The sequence below is a fragment of the Palleronia aestuarii genome (assembly GCF_003253995.1).
Classification (GTDB): Bacteria; Pseudomonadota; Alphaproteobacteria; order Rhodobacterales; family Rhodobacteraceae; genus Palleronia; species Palleronia aestuarii.
On the sequence record NZ_QKZL01000041.1, the window covers coordinates 1 to 15,924 of the forward strand.

At 63.9% G+C, this 15,924-nt stretch carries 12 protein-coding genes, 1 tRNA gene and 2 pseudogenes; 4 read left to right on the forward strand and 11 right to left on the reverse strand.

The genetic code is table 11. From position 1 onward, the window contains the following. Positions 1–103: 103 nt before the first annotated feature. A tRNA-Met gene (locus LX81_RS20380) sits at positions 104–180 on the forward strand. Here the strand turns inward: LX81_RS20380 and LX81_RS23430 are convergent. Next, positions 137–1,783 (reverse strand): recombinase family protein, encoded by a 1,647-nt coding sequence (locus LX81_RS23430; protein ID WP_111539125.1) that lies wholly within the window; start codon positions 1,781–1,783, stop codon positions 137–139. The genes LX81_RS20380 and LX81_RS23430 overlap by 44 nt on opposite strands. Then, positions 1,780–2,688 carry a site-specific integrase gene (locus LX81_RS20390; protein ID WP_170134068.1) on the reverse strand — a complete coding sequence of 303 codons (909 nt, stop codon included), beginning with the start codon at positions 2,686–2,688 and terminating at the stop codon, positions 1,780–1,782. The genes LX81_RS23430 and LX81_RS20390 overlap by 4 nt, the downstream gene beginning before the upstream one ends. Positions 2,689–2,840: 152 nt before the next feature. Between LX81_RS20390 and LX81_RS22990 the strand changes: the two are divergent. Beyond that, a pseudogene (locus tag LX81_RS22990) lies at positions 2,841–3,434 on the forward strand (transposase); the annotation flags it as partial. A gap of 197 nt (positions 3,435–3,631) precedes the next feature. On the opposite strand, the gene LX81_RS20405 reads toward LX81_RS22990, so the two are convergent. Then, on the reverse strand, positions 3,632–5,191 hold the full coding sequence (locus LX81_RS20405) for an MFS transporter (RefSeq protein ID WP_234822766.1): 1,560 nt from the start codon (positions 5,189–5,191) through the stop codon (positions 3,632–3,634). Here LX81_RS20405 and LX81_RS22995 point away from each other — a divergent pair. After that, entirely contained in the window at positions 5,076–5,390 is a 315-nt protein-coding gene (locus tag LX81_RS22995; RefSeq protein WP_234822767.1) for a hypothetical protein, read from the forward strand. The two genes, LX81_RS20405 and LX81_RS22995, sit on opposite strands and share 116 nt — an antisense overlap. A 69-nt stretch (positions 5,391–5,459) precedes the next feature. Then, positions 5,460–6,212 (forward strand): transposase, encoded by a 753-nt coding sequence (locus LX81_RS20410; RefSeq protein ID WP_111539119.1) that lies wholly within the window; start codon positions 5,460–5,462, stop codon positions 6,210–6,212. A 131-nt stretch (positions 6,213–6,343) separates the two neighbouring features. On the opposite strand, the pseudogene LX81_RS23435 reads toward LX81_RS20410, so the two are convergent. The 8 genes and pseudogenes from LX81_RS23435 to LX81_RS20450 all read right to left on the reverse strand — a co-directional run. After that, positions 6,344–7,356: pseudogene (locus LX81_RS23435) on the reverse strand (IS110 family RNA-guided transposase). 492 nt (positions 7,357–7,848) lie between these two features. Further along, positions 7,849–9,930: a hydantoinase/oxoprolinase family protein gene (locus LX81_RS20420; protein WP_170134069.1), complete on the reverse strand. Its 2,082-nt coding sequence runs from the start codon at positions 9,928–9,930 to the stop codon at positions 7,849–7,851. Between the two features lie 10 nt (positions 9,931–9,940). Then, positions 9,941–11,704, reverse strand: a complete 1,764-nt coding sequence (locus LX81_RS20425) for a hydantoinase B/oxoprolinase family protein (RefSeq protein ID WP_111539121.1) — start codon at positions 11,702–11,704, stop codon at positions 9,941–9,943. After that, positions 11,701–12,525, reverse strand: a complete 825-nt coding sequence (locus LX81_RS20430) for a hypothetical protein (RefSeq protein ID WP_146259501.1) — start codon at positions 12,523–12,525, stop codon at positions 11,701–11,703. The genes LX81_RS20425 and LX81_RS20430 overlap by 4 nt, the downstream gene beginning before the upstream one ends. Next, a complete protein-coding gene (locus LX81_RS20435) occupies positions 12,501–13,784 on the reverse strand; it encodes a TRAP transporter large permease (RefSeq protein WP_111539123.1) in 1,284 nt (427 codons plus the stop codon). The genes LX81_RS20430 and LX81_RS20435 overlap by 25 nt, the downstream gene beginning before the upstream one ends. Further along, positions 13,781–14,425 carry a TRAP transporter small permease subunit gene (locus tag LX81_RS20440; protein ID WP_234822764.1) on the reverse strand — a complete coding sequence of 215 codons (645 nt, stop codon included), beginning with the start codon at positions 14,423–14,425 and terminating at the stop codon, positions 13,781–13,783. Before LX81_RS20440 ends, LX81_RS20435 begins: the two co-directional genes overlap by 4 nt. Next, entirely contained in the window at positions 14,422–15,492 is a 1,071-nt protein-coding gene (locus LX81_RS20445; protein WP_234822765.1) for a TRAP transporter substrate-binding protein, read from the reverse strand. Before LX81_RS20445 ends, LX81_RS20440 begins: the two co-directional genes overlap by 4 nt. A gap of 298 nt (positions 15,493–15,790) precedes the next feature. Next, on the reverse strand, positions 15,791–15,924 hold a 134-nt coding region (locus tag LX81_RS20450), incomplete at its 5' end, for a transposase (RefSeq protein ID WP_146259502.1).

The following is a 15,924-nucleotide window of genomic DNA, read 5'->3' on the forward strand; positions in this document are numbered from 1 at the left end:
TCTCTCAAAAACGATACAAGCAATCGATCTGCGGACCGGCCAACCGCAGATTACCTGTTCTCCATCCATAGAGACGCAGGAAAAAAATATCTGGCTCTTCTGACGCGGGATGGAGCAGTCCGGTAGCTCGTCAGGCTCATAACCTGAAGGTCGTAGGTTCAAATCCTACTCCCGCAACCACTTTTACCGAACACTGATCGACACCACGAAGCGCTCCCGGCGACGCTTCCTCGATCATGGCAGTGATCGCCCCCTCCAGTTCCAGAACAGGTCCGCCGGATGTCGTATCCGTGCGGACTTTGACGCGTTGGATCAGGCCGCGCAGCGTATCCAGCGCCTTTGGGCGGATCGTCGTGTCCTGCAGGCTTGCCGCGAGGTCCGCGACCTTGCGGCGGTACAACTCCGAGAGCCCCGGGTGCAGACGCACCGGTGAGGGCTCCGGGGTATTGAGCTGTGCCTCCAGTTCCGCCTTCCGCGCTTCGGCCTCTTCGAGCTTCTGCAGCAGACCCGGCGTTCGGAACCCATCCGCGATGGCGTCGTAGAGACCCGCCAACCTGTGCTCCGTCTCTTTGAGGGCCGCGCGGGTGCGCTTGCGGGTCTCGACCTCCTTTATGCGTTTGGCATTCACCGCGATACCGAAGGCGGCGACGAACTCGGCCACCGCGTCGGGCTGCATGAGACTGTCGCGGAGAAGATCGAGGACCGCCGCGTCCAGGTCTCCGCGCCGGTACGACTGGGGCTGGTCGCAGGTTCCGAACTTACGGGCATTGGTGCAGGCGAGGTAATCGCGGCCGACCGCCGTCACGGTCCCGCCATAAGCTGCGCAGACGATCTTGCCCGTCAGCAGGTGCTCGGCACGGCGCTTCTCCCAGAACCGGCTCTTCCTGATTCCCTGCACGGCGGGCGTGGCATCGATCTCGCCCTGCCGGGTCTTCACCTGGTGCCATAGATCATCTGAGACGATCCGCAGATCGGGGACTTCGTGGGTGATCCACTCGGCTTCCGACTTCATGCGTGAGACGCGCTTGCCGGTCGCCGGGTCCTTCACGTAGCGCATCCGGTTCCAGACCAGACGTCCGAGATAGAGCTTGTTGTTGAGGATACCGGTCCCGCGGGCGAGGTGACCGCGGATCGCGGTATCGCGCCAGAGCTTGCCCCGGGGACCGGGGAGGCCGTCGTCGTTCAGGTGCCGGACAATGGCGAGCGGCGTAGTGCCGTCCGCGAACTCCGCGAAGATACGCCGGACGATCGCCGCCTCGGTCTCGTTGATCGTCCGCTCGCCGGTCACGGGCTGGCCGTCGGTACCGAGGCGGCGGACGACATCGTAGCCAAAGGCATTGCCGCCGCCGGATTTGCCGGCTTCTACCCGACCACGGAGGCCGCGCCGGGTTTTGGCCGCGAGGTCCTTCAGGAAGAGCTGGTTCATGGTGCCCTTGAGGCCCACATGCAACTCGCTGATCTCGCCTTCGGATAGCGTTTCGATACCGGCCCCGTGGAACGATAGCTGCTTGTAGAGCGTGGCGACGTCTGCCTGGTCGCGGCTCAGCCGGTCCAGCGCCTCGCAGAGAACGACATCGATACGGCCGCGCGCGGCCTCGTCCAGCAGGCTCTGCAGGCCAGGGCGGTGCAGGGACGCGCCGGAGATCGCCATGTCGGTATAGGTCTGTGAAACGGTCCAACCGTTGCGGCTCGCGCGTTCCAGACACAGCCGGACCTGATCCTCGATGGAAGCGGCCTTCTGCATGGCCGACGAGTACCGGGCGTAGATGGCGACGCGGGTCATCGCGCTCTCCTCTTTCTGGCGGCAATCAGAGCGGCGTAGTCGCGTCCGGCCTCGATCGTCTGCGCATGGATATAGTGCCGCTCCGCGGTACCGGGTCCAGCGTGACCCAGCACGGACGGGATGAGGCGGGCGGCTTGCGGTGAAATCCGAACGAAGGTCGTGGCCGCCGCGTCGCGGAAGTAGTGCGGCGGGACACGGATGCCGGTCACGCGCAGGGTCGCCTCGGCAATGCGGGGTCCGATCGCGGCCTCCGTCATTCCACGGCCCGTCCGGTCGAGCCAGAGATGCGGGTCCTCGATCGTTCCGCGACGGGCCAGGATTGGCCTTGCCTCGACGAGATACGTGCGCAGGAAGCTCTCGACCTGTACCGGGACATCGCAGTCCCAGGGTTTGCCGGACTTCGTGTCGGCGGAGGCGAGAGCGATGACGATCCGATCTTCGGTCATGCTAATCGAGTTCCCGATGCGCAGGCGCGCGAGGGATCGGCGCCGCATCGGCAGGAGAGCTAGAAGCGCGATCATGGCGGCGTCGCGTAGCCCCATAGCCCGGGAGAGCGTGCCCTCGGGGCGGGCCATTGCCGTCTCCGACACCTCCGTGGCGACCTCGAGCAGATGCATGCTCGACAGGATGCGTCCCTGTTTACGCGCAGGATCGCCGCGTCCGGCGGCCTGCTTCAACCGCGCCTTGAGGCGCCGCTGCGCCGACCAGTCTCGATCCGGCCCCGCTGCCATCGCGATCCGCAGGACGCCGTCGACGAACATCAATCGCGTCATCGGGGCGGTGTGATCGAGCGCTCGAAGCCAGTCATGCAGATGATCCATCGTCGTCCGGTCGAGCGGCGCATGGGCAAGTGTCTCCGGTCGATCTGCGGAAAGCCAGCCGAGCCAGCGGCCGTATCGCGACATGAGGGTCTGGCGCGAGGTCTCGCGCAAATGGATGAGCGGACCGCGATCGTCGAGCGGGCCACCCGGTGCAAACAGGTTCTGCCAGAGTCTCCTGTCGTCTAGAGGCCAGGCGGCAGACCATCGCCACCGGTCCGTTCTAGGCGTTCGGTTTCGCTTCATTCTTATGGACGGACTTCCTACGGTCGTTCGTTGATCATGGATTCTGCGCCGTGACGCCGGTCGTCGCCGACGATCACAAGGGCCTTTGCGCTGCCGCCCGGCGGGTCATCGATACCCGCCACCAGTGCTGTCTCGTTCACTGTATGCGCAACGCGCTCGCCAACGCTCCGGCTAAACATCGCACGGCGGTCTCGACGATGCTGAAGACGATTTTCGCCCAGTAGAACAAAATGGATGCCGGAGCCCAATGGGATGCCGTCGCGGAGGCCCTCGGGGAGAACCAGCCCATGCTCGGCACGCTCATGGAGAACTCTCGCGAAGATGTCTTGGCTTAAATCGACTTTCCTCGCAAGCACTGGGCATGGATCGCGTCGACTAACCCGCTCAAGCGGGTGATCCGGGAACTCAAGCGCAGGTACGACGTCTTCGGTATCTTGTCGAAAAGCGAGGGCATCGTCCGCATCGTCGGCGCGCTGATGTTTGAGACCAACGACGAATGGCTGCCCGCCCAGATATGCATTTCGCTAGAAACCCTAACACGCGTCACCGACAATCCCGGCATCAAGCTGCCCGTCGTGGCAACTTGAACGCAGTCGGACCTCTCCAAAGGTCGGCGTTCCTGCCCCACGCCCCGTGACACCATCGGCCCATGCCCGGCGTGAGATCATCAAGGCAAGGCATGCTTACCTTAGAGGGGGAGCCCAAACAGAGAGTCTGCCGCTCGATGTCGACGGTACGGGAATATGCGGCCGAGATAGTAACGCGCGAGGTCTCTGCCGGTGGGTCATGCGATGTCGATCGGCGGGTGGTAGGCGGACGCTTCATTCCGCGTCGCCGTCCGCATCGGATCGCGCACTACGGCACGCTGGACGCTCGGTGTGCTTGCGCTCGCGATCTGGCGCAAGCGGCGTGTCACTTCGGCATCCGCCTGCGTCGTACGTGACTGATATCGGAGATACTCTGTCCAAGTGGGAACCTTGAAGGTCTCCTGCCAAAGCCGATGGTTTTCGAGGTTCTGGGTCAGAACCCAGCTATGCGCCCCGTTGCGCAGGCGTATGCGCCGCCGTTCCCGCATGACGTCCAAAAACGCGTCGAGTGCGTCGTCGTCGATTTCGTAATCCACCGAGATGGAGATCGGTCCCGATCGCGGCAGCAGATCGAGTTCCACCTTCGGGCGACGCCATCCGTCATGGGGATCGAGATCGTCGTCGAACCGTTCCGGCAGCGGATAGACGATCCCCGCTGACGATCCCAGCAGCATCACCACCGAGGCAACGAGGAGCGCGGTCGGGACGGTGGCGGCCTCTGCCAAGCTGCCCCAGGCCCAGGCTCCGAGTGCCATGCCGCCGAAAGTCGCCATCTGGTAGAGCGACAACGCCCGACCGACGACCCAGCGGGGGGAGGACAATTGCACGGTCGTGTTGAAGAGCGACAGCGTGACCACCCAGGCGGCACCGCCAAAGGGGAGGGCGAGGATCGCGACCCAGATGACGGGGCTTAGGCCAATTACGGCTGCGCTCGCCGCGAAGACGACAAAGGTCGTGCGAACGAGGCGTTCGGGCGTCAACCGCGCCCGGAGCCATGTACTGCCGAAGGCTCCGGCCACGGCGCCGCCCCCGAAAGCGCCGAGCATGAGGCCGTATCCCAACGCGCCCGCCTTCGCCTGGCTCGCATATAGCGGCAGCAGGGACAGGACGACGACCGTGGAGATGCCGAACAAGAATGCGCGTAGCATCACACGGGTGATCTCGGGTGAGAGGAGGACGTATCTCATCCCGCTCGTCATGGCAGTGTGCAGCGGCTCTCGAGGCAACCCGCTCGACGCGATCACGGGTCGCCAAAGGAAAAGCACAATCAGAAGCGGCAGGTAGGTCAACGCGTTCACGCCGAAGGCCGCGACGCTGCCGGCGGCCGCGATGATTGCGCCGCCTACGGCCGGGCCCACGGACCGGACGACGTTGAAGGACACGGAGTTCAAGAGCACCGCCTGTCCCAGCCGTTCCTTCCCGACGATATCGCCGATGGATGCTTGCCAGGATGGATTGTTGAGTGCCGTGCCGCAGCCGATGAGAAAGGTGAATACGAGAAGGATCGCAGGCGTCATGAGCCCCGCCCAGGTCACGGCGACGAGCGCGAGGGATACAGCGAACATGAAGGCCTGCGCGATCATGATCACGCGCCGGCGATCATAGCCGTCGGCAATCGCGCCCGAGACCAGGGAGAAGATCATGATGGGTAGTGTGGTCGAGGCCTGTACCAGCGCGACGGCCGTGGCGGAACTTGAGATCGTCGTCATTAACCAAGCAGCGCTTACCGCTTGGATCAATGCGCCGAAGTTGGAGATCGTGCTCGCGATCCATAACGTCCGGAACGTCCGGTTCGCGAAAGGCGCCAACGCCGAGTGTTCGGCCCGTGCCGTCCGTGATCCTGAATCCGTCGTCTCTGCCACTCTCAATCCCCCGCTTATCGCTTTTCATGATGTAACTCTTCTGAGGGCATCTGTTGTACCGAAGTGGGCCGGCAATGCTCTCCGCCCGGTTTAACGGAGGCGGTTAGGTCGTCATTCGCTTTACGGCGGCCGGTGATCTGTATCCCAACGCCGAGTGGAGGCGATGAATGTCGTACTAGCCCTTGATGTGGGCGAACGGATCGCGCCGTGCATCGTCCTTCATGGCGTAGACATGGTGATGGGCGCACTCGTTTTTCCAGCGACCCGAGGAAGCTGGACATCTCCGGAAATCCATCGCTTTGCGCCTAGCGCCATCATTGACTGCTACTTGAGCGGCGTTGGTGGATCGATGGTTAAGCAGGCTGGGCTCTGGAGCGTGGAAGATCGGTTGGCGGAGATTTCCGACGGTGGCGATCCGATGGAGACGCTCAACGCGACGGTGGACTTCGAGATGTTCCGTCCGATCCTGGAGCGGGCTGCGGGGTCGAAGCGCTCACCCAAGGGCGGCGAGCCGGCGATGGACGTCGTGCTCAAGTTCTGGATGCTCGTGCTACAAAGCCTGCACGGGATGCGGTTCTGCGGCTTGGGCATCGCCGACCCGGTGCCAAATGCAAACACGCTCTGGGACTTCCAGGAGACGCTGATCCGAGCGGACGCCTTGGAGGATCTCTTCAAGCGGCTGGACCGGGCGATCGACGTCGCCGGGTTCATACCGCGCTCGGAGCAGATCGTGTACGCGAACCTCGTGGCCGCACCCCGGCAGCGCAATACCGAGGACGAGAAAGCCGTGATCAAGGCAGGGGAAGAAGTTTCTGACCTGCCGGAGGGTGATCGAATGCGAACTTCTTTCAGGCCTTATGGTGCGATATTCCCAGAAGTCGCGGGCCGGTATGGTGATCAGGGGGCCGGGTTCTAATCTGAAACACGAGCTCTTTCGCTCACGCCTTAGTGCAGAGATTCTCGATCCGGATCTGTTCGATCGTTTCCCATTCAGGTTGTCGTCTTCTCACACCCCCTTGCACCGACGCTGACAAACCGCAGCGTAGCTTATGCTGCTGCCGCCATCGCCGGATCCCGATAATCCTCGTGTCTCGTTATCATGGCCCAAATCAGTCGAGCCATCTTGTTTGCTAGCGCGATCGCCACCACCAGCTTCGGCTTTCCACTCAGTATCCGTCCGATCCAGCTTTCTGCGTGGATCTTGTGACGCGCGCGACTGATAACGCGTGACATCGCCCCGATGATCAAAAGCCGCCTGATGTCGGTCTGGCCTGCCTTCGAGATGCGACCAAGCCGCGCCTTGCCGCCGGTGGAATGCTGACGCGGCACCAGGCCCAGCCAGGCCGCAAAGTCTCGGCCACATTTGAACTGCACCATGTCGGGTGCAAAAGACTCGACCGCCAACGCGGTCATGGGCCCCACCCCGGGCATGGTTTGTAATCGACGTGCCGTGTCCCTCTTAGCTACGAGCAGCTTCAGTCCCCTGGTCTTCTCGCCGATGCTGGCCGTCTTCTGGGCAATCCGTATCAACAGCTCCCGGCATTCGGCGGTGATCAGCGCGGGAAGGTCCCAGGCCGGATTCTATACCAGAACCTCAATCCGCTTCAGATGACCACGGCCGGCAGGAAACACATGGCCATACTCGTAGAGCACGGCCCGCAGCGCATTCACCAGTTCAGTGCACTAGTGGACCAGCCGTTCCTGGCTTCGGAACACCACTGCCTTGGCCTGCTGCTCTGCCGTCTTCGGCGCGACAAATCTCATCTCCGACTGACGCGCGGCGATTACGATCGCCTCGGCATCAGCCACGTCATTTTTCTGACGCTTGGCGAAAGGCCGAACATATTGCGGCACGATCAGCCTGGCTTCATGGCCAAGGGCTTCCGTCTCGCGCGCTTCCGCAGGCCTCGAAAACAACCAAGCTGCCAGGTTACTCAGGCATGAACCGTTTGAACTGTTCGCAAGTCAGCTTCTTCCGGAACTTCACACGCCCGGTCATCGAGGCTCCGTGGACCTGAAACGCGCTTTGCAAAATTTACGCCGATCATCGTATCCTTCATCAAGCCGTCCTCCTCACCCAGTGGCTTTCAACACAACCATCTTGGCACAACGCGATGCCGTAAGGGGTACGGCAACCATCCCATCGGAAACCGGACCACCCGATAGTGGTAGGCCATTGTGCCCTGCCATGCCTCCAAACCGAACGACAGAACTCAGATCTTAACAGACGATAGGCAACTTTCACGCAGCCTCTTGGGACATCATACTCCTTAAGCTAGGGACAGTAGGCCAACTGCGTCACGCCGATTGACCGCCTCCGCCGGTGATCAGCCCTGCAACACCGACAGGTCGACACGCCTAAGCTCCGCGACGATCTTCTCCAGCGTGTGGCTATTCTGTCCCATTTTACGTTCTCCATCTGGCTCAAAGGCCGACTTAAGGGAGGACCAAAATTCTGGCGCAGACCGGCAATGGAAATGGGGCTTGTCACATTCATAGACGTTGAGCGCAGCAGGCCCTTCGGCATCTCAAACGTCTCCTGTTGAACCCGGCTAAACCCCATACCCATCCGTTAGATCAATTTCGATCGCCCCCGTCGCTGTCATCCGAGCCGTAGCTCCGGGCGGGACAAGGGTGGTTGCGTCGGGGTCGACAACGAGGCAGGGGCCCTCCGCCTCGGTCAACGCCGAACGCTCGATCACCGGAGAATCGCACCACCCGGCGTCACCGAACCAGGCGCGCTGCCGGGAGGCCGGCCCTGGAGTGCTCATGCGGCGGCGTGACGGATCAAGCCGCCCGACTGGGATCGCGTAGGCGACCTCGAGTGCGGTGATCCGGATCGGCTCATCCTCCGGCGCCACGAACTTGAAGACGCCATCGTGTTCATCGACGAAGGCCCGCCGCATCGTATCGACCGTCAGCGTTTCGGGCGCGCCGAGCGCCACGATCAGGTCCGAGGATTGGCCCACGTAGCGCATGCGCGCGGTCACGCTCACCCGGCCACCAGGTCGCTGCGCCTCGGCCTCGGCGAGGGCGCTCATCTCGCTTATGATCCCGCGCAGGTCGTCAAGGGCGCTTTCGTCGAGCAAGCGTCGGAAGGATCGGGTCTTGTGTATCTCTATCTCGGCGCAGAGCAGGCCCATGGCGGAGAACACGCCAGGGGATGGCGGTACGATCACTTTGCGGCAACCGAGTGTCGCGGCGATCCCGGCAGCGAAGAGTGGACCGTTGCCGCCGAAGGCGAAGATCGAGAATTCGCGCGGATCCCGTCCGCGTTCGGTCGTCACGGCGCGGATCGCTTGGATCATGGTGACGCAGGACAACTCGAAGACCCCGTGGGCGGCAGTCTCGGGTGACGTCCCGAGCGGGCCGGACAGCTGGGTCTCGCACGCGGCGAGGGCGGCTTCGCGATCAAGGGTCATCTCGCCGCCAGCGATAGACGTTTCGTTCAGATAACCGAGTGTGAGGTTGCAGTCGGTCACCGTAAGTTCACTTCCGCCGCGCCCGTAGCAGGCAGGACCGGGATCCGACCCGGCGGAGCGGGGGCCGACCTGCGGGATGCCGGCCGCATCGCGGCTGACGATGGAGCCGCCACCTGCGCCCACTTCGGCGAGATCGATCGCCGGCACACGGAGAGAGAAGCCGCCGCCGGTCAACAGCCGTTCTGTCTGAAGCACGTGGCCGCCGACCTGGAACTCGGTCGCCTTGCCGGGCAGGCCGTTCTCGACGAGCGCCGCCTTGGCCGTAGTGCCGCCGATGTCGAGCGTGATCATGGTGTCGGTGCCTTGCGAGCCGCCGAGGATCGAGGCCCCGATCACGCCGGCTGCGGGACCGCTCTCGATGATGTGTATGGGTTGTTCGGCGGCGATCTCGGCAGGGATGAGGCCACCATTCGATTGCATGAAGAAGAGCGGGGCCGAGATGTCGCGCTCTCGCATCATCTCGGACAATCTGGCGACATAGTGGGCGATGACCGGCTGGACATAGGCATTGATCACGCAAGTCGACGTACGTGGGTACTCGCCTTCTTCAGGCAGCAATTCGTGGCTGAGCGACAGATGGACGTCGGGCCACGTTTCGCGCACGATTTCGGCCGCACGGCGTTCGTGAGCGGGATTGGCGTAGGCGTTGATGAGGCAGATCGCGATCGACGTGATCCCCTCGGAGCGGAGCATCTCCGTCTCCACTCTAACAGCGTCTTCGTCGAGAGGCGCCATCTCCGAGCCATCGGCAAGAATACGTCCGGAAACGACCCGGCGCCAACGGCGGCGAACCAGCGTCCGCGGCTTCTCCCAGTCCTGGTCGTAGAGGCGCGGCATGCGGAGATCGCGGATCTCGAGCACGTCTCGGAAGCCCGATGTCGTGATGAGGCCGGTCCGGGCCCCGCTGCGCTCGAGCAGGGTGTTCGACCCCAATGTAGTGGCGTGCAGCACCTGGCCTATCTCTGCCGGGGCCAAGCCCGCGTTCTCGATCAGGCGGTCGATGCCGGCGCCAATCGCGATGGTATAATCGTCGTGTGTCGTCAGCGTCTTGTAGCTGTGCAAGGCGCCGTCGGCGTCTTCGAGCATGAAGTCGGTGAAGGTGCCGCCTATGTCGATGGCCAGTCGGGCCGTTGCGGTCGTGGGTTCGTTCATCTTGGGTCCTTCAGGCGGCGGAAAGTTCTGCGCGGCGGGCTTGGGTGGCTTCCGTGTCGATCCGTCCATCGGCGATCACGATGCCGTAGACATCGCGCGCGGTTTCGGTCGAAACGTAATCGTCGAGCCAGTCCTCCAGTACCGCGTTCGGGTCGCGCTCCAGCGGATCGCCGTAGCCGCCACCCGATGGCAGGTGGTGAGTGAAGACGTCGCCCTTACACATGGCCATCGTGAACTTGCTGACGAGCGTCCGTGTCGTGCCGTCCGCACCGACCATGATATTGCGGCCCGGAGCGCCGTCGTGACCGCCCGCAAGCCCGAAGGGGCGATGGCTCTGCCGGTCCGCGCGGACCGAAAGCGTGGCCTCATCCTCGAGCAGCATCCAGTCGCGTCGCATCGCGGTGCCGCCGCGGAACTTGCCGGCCCCGGCGGTGTCGTCGACGAACTCGTTGGCCGTAACGACCAGGGGGTTCTCGCTTTCCACGGTTTCGATCGAATAGCTCGCCATGTTGGCGAAAATGGTGGTGTTGCCCTCCAATCCGTCCTTCCAAGGCCGTGCGCCCCAGGCCGCCGAGACGAAGTCCACGAAGATGAAAGGCTTGCGGTCGCGGGTCCAGCCGCCGATCGAGACGTTGGTATTACCACCGTCGCCGCAGGCCATGACCCGGCCCGGCGCCAGCCGCGCCATCGCCCCGAAGGCGCAGTCGGCCATACGGAACCCGGTCAGTCCGCGTGCCGCACAGGCCGCGGGCATCACCGCGTTGGCAATCGTGCCTGATGGCGCGATGACTTCGATCGCTCGGAACACGCCGTCGTTGTTGGGCGCGCCGTCCGCCAGGACGGTCTTGACGGCTGTGTAGGACGCGGCGGCGGTATAGCTGAAGGTATTGTTGATCGCGCCCTTCACCTGCGGCGCGGTCCCGGTCCAGTCGACGCAAAGTTGCTCGCCCGACTTGCGGATCGAGCACACGAGCGGGATGGGCGTGCCGACGTCGATCCCGTCGTCATCGATGTAGTCGGTAAAGGTCACGTCGCCATCGGGTAGTTCGGCGATTGCCGCACGGGTGAGGATTTCGGAATAGGCAAGCATGTCGTCGATCAATTCGACGAAGCGCTTCGTTCCCTGGCGGGTCGCCAGCGCCTGTATGCCGATTTCCGCCAAACGGCAGGCGGCGAGTTGTCCGCGCAGGTCGCCCTCGAGCCGTTCGGGGATGCGTACGTTCGATTTGAGCATTTCCATCAATGTCGTATCGATCTGGCCGGCGCGAAAAAGTTTTAGCGGAGGAATGCGAATCCCTTCCTGGAAGATCTCGGTACTGTCGGAGGCGTTGGAACCCGCCACGCGGCCGCCCACGTCGGTGTGGTGGCAAACCGCGGCGGCATAGGCGACGATCTCGCCCTCCACGAAAATAGGCTTGAAGGTGAAGATGTCGGGCAGGTGCATCCCTCCCGAATAGGGATCGTTCATGACCAGCACGTCGCCCTCGGCGATCCGGTCGCCCGCGGCCTCCATCCGCGCCAGCGTCGCCTTCAACGCGATCGGGATCGAACACAGGTGGCCGGGAAGCGAGAGGCCCTGGGCCGCCAGTCGGCCCTCGCGGTCGCAGATCGCGGTGGAGTAATCCATGATGCTCTTCAGCACGCCGGAATAGGCGGTGCGGAAGATGGTCAGCGCCATCTCGTTGGCGATCCCGATGATCGCATGGCGGAACAGTTGGAACGCGATGGGATCGGCGATGGCCGGACCGGCTTCGTTCCGCTCGGAATTGCTCATGAAAGGCTCCTTTGTGACAGGCGGCGCCGGATCGCGACGGTCGCGGCCGCGACCGCAATGGAGGGGACAAAGGCCGCGAGCGTCCCCGCGAGTGCGCCCCAGGTCCGCACGAGCCAGATGGTGGCCAGCAGGTAGGCCGTCAGAGACAAAGTCGCGAGCCGCGCGGATTGCAGCGTCGCTGGCCAGTTGCCGCTGTCCGACAGCTTCAGGCCAGCAATGACGAAGATGGTCGCCAGTGGCAGCGCCGCCAGCAGGGCCGACAGGCGCGGACCGAGCGCACCTGCGAAGAGCGACAGGACCACGACCACGACGCCCGCCTGGATCGCCACCGGCCATGCCCGGCGACCGGCATGGGAGGCAGTGCGATGGCCGAGCACCAGGGCCGCGTCGAACGGAAAGACGGCGACGCTGACCACGAGGGCCGCTCCGGTCAGCAACACGGCGAGCCCGGGCCCGATGTCGGGGATGCCGGTCAGCACCCATGCGAGGGTCGCCCACGCGACCAGCGACATTACCATCAGCCGCGGCAGGGACAGCCGTGTGAAGAACCGCGCAGTCAATGCCACATAGAACACGAAGGCTGGCATCGCCGCCAAGCCATGCCCCGCGGCCGAAACTACGTAGGCATCGCTCTGATGCGCCGCCATAGCCGCGAAGCCGACGCCGATCACGAAGGGAAGGGTCATTACCGTAGCCGTCACGGCGGGCGGCGCGTCGTCGACGATCCGCAGGAGTACCCAGACGAAGCCCCCGGCGGTCAGTGCCCGGAGGGTGGTCTGCGCGACGTCGGGCGCGGTCAATTGAACACGCTTGGCAGCCACAGCGCGACGTCCGGCACCAGCACCACGACGAGGATCGCCAGAAGGAGTGCCGCCAGGAATGGCAGGACGCCGACGACGACGTCGCGGAATATGCCGTCGGTCCGGACGCCCTGGACGACGAAGAGGTTTATGCCGACGGGTGGCGTGATCATCGCCGTCTCGACGAGCATGATGACAAGGACGCCGAACCAGACCGGGTCGAACCCCATCGACACGACGATGGGCGTGAAGATCGGGACCGTCGCCACCATCAGCGACAATGTCTCCATGAAGAGACCCAGGATGAGGTAGAAGACCACGATCACAGCCAGCGTCTGGTATGGGCCGAGGCCCAGGTCGTTGAAGAACGCGACCACATTGCGCGTCAGACCGATGCTGCCAAAGACGTAATTCAGGAAGTACGCGGCTGCGATGATCGCGATCAGCATCCCCGTCGTGCGCATCGTTCCGGCGAACGCGGCACGGATCATGGCGCTGTCGAGCGAGCCTGTTGCCGCCGCGATGGCGAAGGCGCCGAGTACGCCGAGCGAGGCGGCCTCGGTCGGCGTCGCCCAACCGGCGTAGATCGAGCCCACGACGAGCAAAAAGATGCCCAGCGGTGGGATCAGGTGCGGCAGTCCCGAGACCCGACGGCGCCAGGTGACGCCCGCCTCGGCCGCCCCCCATTCCGGCCGGATGCGGCAGGCGACGAAGACGGTTAGGCTGAACAGAAGGGCAAGCCCGACACCTGGTACGAACCCGGCAAGATAGAGCTGCGGGATCGAACTGTTGGTCAGCGCGCCGTAGATGATGAGGTTGATCGAGGGCGGAATCAGGATGCCGAGCGTACCCGACGCGGCGATGGAGCCCAAGAACAGTGGCTCGTTGTAGCCATGGCGCGCGATCTCGGGGATGGCGGTGGTGCCGACCGTTGCCGCGGTCGCCACCGACGAACCCGAGGTCGCGGCGAAGAGCGCCGAGGTGGCGATGTTCGCATGCATCAGGCCTCCGGGCAGCCAAGTCAGCCAGTGCGAGAGCGCGGCGTACATCCGCGCAGCGATGCCTGCGCGCAGCATCACCTCGCCCATCAGCACGAAGAGCGGTACGGCCACGAGCACGCTGTCGTTCATCGCGCCCCAACTCACCGTGCCGGCCGCGCGGGTCGAGGGGATGAACGCGTAGAGACTCGACAGCAGCACGCCCGTCAGTCCGAGGACGGCGGCGACCGGGACCGACAGCAGGAGAAGCGCGAAGAGGGCGGCGAGGGTGACGGGGATCATCGCGACCGATCCGGTCCAGTCCCCGGCACGGACGCGGCGTGCTCGGCAATCGCCCGCCCGTCGGCGACCTCGTCCTCGGTCTCGCGCAGGCCGATGAGCTCGTTCACCGTCTCCCAGTCGCCTTCCGCCACGCCGATGCATGACCTCAGCAACAGGGCGACGGCCACTAGCCAGAAGACGGCGAAGGCCAAGACCCAGAGGGCTTGCGGGATCCACAATGGCGTCGCCAGCGGCGTCATCGATCGCGTCCCCAATCCATAGTTCCGGGCCAAGAGCGCCCATCCAAACCAGAGCACGATGCCGAAGAACGCCATCAGCGCGCCCAGCGACACGAGATCGAGCACGGACTGCCCCCGGCGGCCGAGCCGCCCGTGGAGCACTCCGATCCGGATATGGGCCCGGTTCAGGAGCGCCTCGGTCATCGCCACGGCGCCAACCACGGCAAGCGTATAGCCGCCGAGCTCGTCGATCCCGCCGAGGCTATGGGATAAGAGCCGCCGCGACAGGACTTCGGCCCCTGTCGCGAGGGCGAGCACCGTCAGGAGCCCGCCCCCGACCCAGACACCGGCGGACGAGATCCGTCTCAGTACCGCCAGTGCCCGGTCGAGGCCTCGCGACAAGTAGCGCGTGGCAGGGTTCAAGGCAGCGGAGCCTCGATTCCCAGGGCCGCTCCGACCGTCTCGTTCCATTCCTGCACGCAATCCGCGCCACAGCGGTCTGCCCAGTTGGGCAGCACGTAGTCTCGGATGATCGTTTCATGAACCTGCATGTCGGTGTCGGTGACCGGCACGAGTGTCATCTGCGCTTCGACGCCCAACTCACACGCACCGCCAGTGGAGCAGGAGACTGCGTCGCTGTCCTGGATCTGCTGCATCTCCCAAGCGGCGGCCTCGAGTTCGGCGTATTGCTCGGTCAGCACGTCCTGCTGTTCGGCCGACAGTCCATCCCACAGGTCCTTGTTCGCAGCCCAGAACACCATCGACCAGCCAACGTTCATCGGATAGAGATAGTCGGTCACCTCGAACCATCGAGCGGAGTTGCCGCTCGACGTGCCGGTCACGGCGCAGTCGGCTACGCCGCGCTGCAGGGCGGGGATCACCTCGACGAACGGCATGGTGACGGTGGTACCGCCGACACCTTCTACGAAATCCGACAGCGTGGCATTGAACACCCTGATCTGCCGCCCCTGGAGATCGGCAAGACCCTCCAGTGCGTCGCGGCACCAGAAGACCTGGCTCGGGACCGGAGCGAGGCCGAGCAGGTGGGTGTTGAACTTTTCGGACATGACCTGCGTGAGCACCGGGCGGTAGGCATCGACGGCCTTCTTCGCGTCCTCCGCGGTCTGCGTCAGCCCGGCCAAATCAATCGCCTCGAAGCGGGGATCCTCACCGGCCATGTAAGAGAGGTTCTGCGCGGCGATCTGCAGGGTTCCGTCCTGCAGCATCGACAGGACTTCGGGGCCCTTCAGGCCGGCGATGTCGTGGGGAACCGCCTCGATCGAGATGAGGCCCTCGGCCGCCTCCGGGAGCGTCTGCGAGTAGAACTCCTCCTCAAGTTCGGTCCAAAGGTAGAGGTTCGAGGTATATCCGATCGCCCGGATCTCGGTCCCCTGAGCTTCGGCCGGAACGGTCACCCCGATGCCCGTAAAGGCGATGGCTGCGGCGGGCAGGACGCGTGCACCGAATTTTAGGGCAGTTCCCATGGTCATTTGTATCATTCCTCTGAAAGACGTCTTTCTCTAAATTTCCAAGTTCAAAGACAGTGCATCGCGCGGGACGAATCCGCTTTGTTTCGTCCGTTTCCGACGCTGGATCTGCTCCCATCTTGCCCGAGCCGAGGACACGATGTCCCTCAAAGGCTGTCAAGCGGAGCCTGTCGGAAACAAGACGATCCCTTCTTCGGCGCATGACGCGTTCGCATTTGCGCCAATCGGTCATCGCCGAAATGGCGCGTAAGATCGTCAAACCGGCACTTTGGAAATTAGACTCGCCATCGAGGCTCAGGACTCATAGCCAATAGATGACGGTGGCGGCGAGCGCGATGGCCGAGAGGAAGACCTCGGGGCATCGGTCGTAGCGCGTGGCCACACGGCGCCAATCCTTGATGCGGCCGAACATGATCTCGATACGATGTCGGCGCC

Bases quoted from the DNA above. Each gene is read 5' to 3' on its own strand.
- LX81_RS20445 (WP_234822765.1), bottom strand. From the start codon at position 15,492: ATGACCATGGGAACTGCCCTAAAATTCGGTGCACGCGTCCTGCCCGCC.
- LX81_RS20435 (WP_111539123.1), bottom strand. From the start codon at position 13,784: ATGATCCCCGTCACCCTCGCCGCCCTCTTCGCGCTTCTCCTGCTGTCG.
- LX81_RS20410 (WP_111539119.1), top strand. From the start codon at position 5,460: ATGAATGTCGTACTAGCCCTTGATGTGGGCGAACGGATCGCGCCGTGC.
- LX81_RS20420 (WP_170134069.1), bottom strand. From the start codon at position 9,930: ATGAACGAACCCACGACCGCAACGGCCCGACTGGCCATCGACATAGGC.
- LX81_RS23430 (WP_111539125.1), bottom strand. From the start codon at position 1,783: ATGACCCGCGTCGCCATCTACGCCCGGTACTCGTCGGCCATGCAGAAG.
- LX81_RS20425 (WP_111539121.1), bottom strand. From the start codon at position 11,704: ATGAGCAATTCCGAGCGGAACGAAGCCGGTCCGGCCATCGCCGATCCC.
- LX81_RS20390 (WP_170134068.1), bottom strand. From the start codon at position 2,688: ATGTCGCGATACGGCCGCTGGCTCGGCTGGCTTTCCGCAGATCGACCG.
- LX81_RS22995 (WP_234822767.1), top strand. From the start codon at position 5,076: ATGATGGGTAGTGTGGTCGAGGCCTGTACCAGCGCGACGGCCGTGGCG.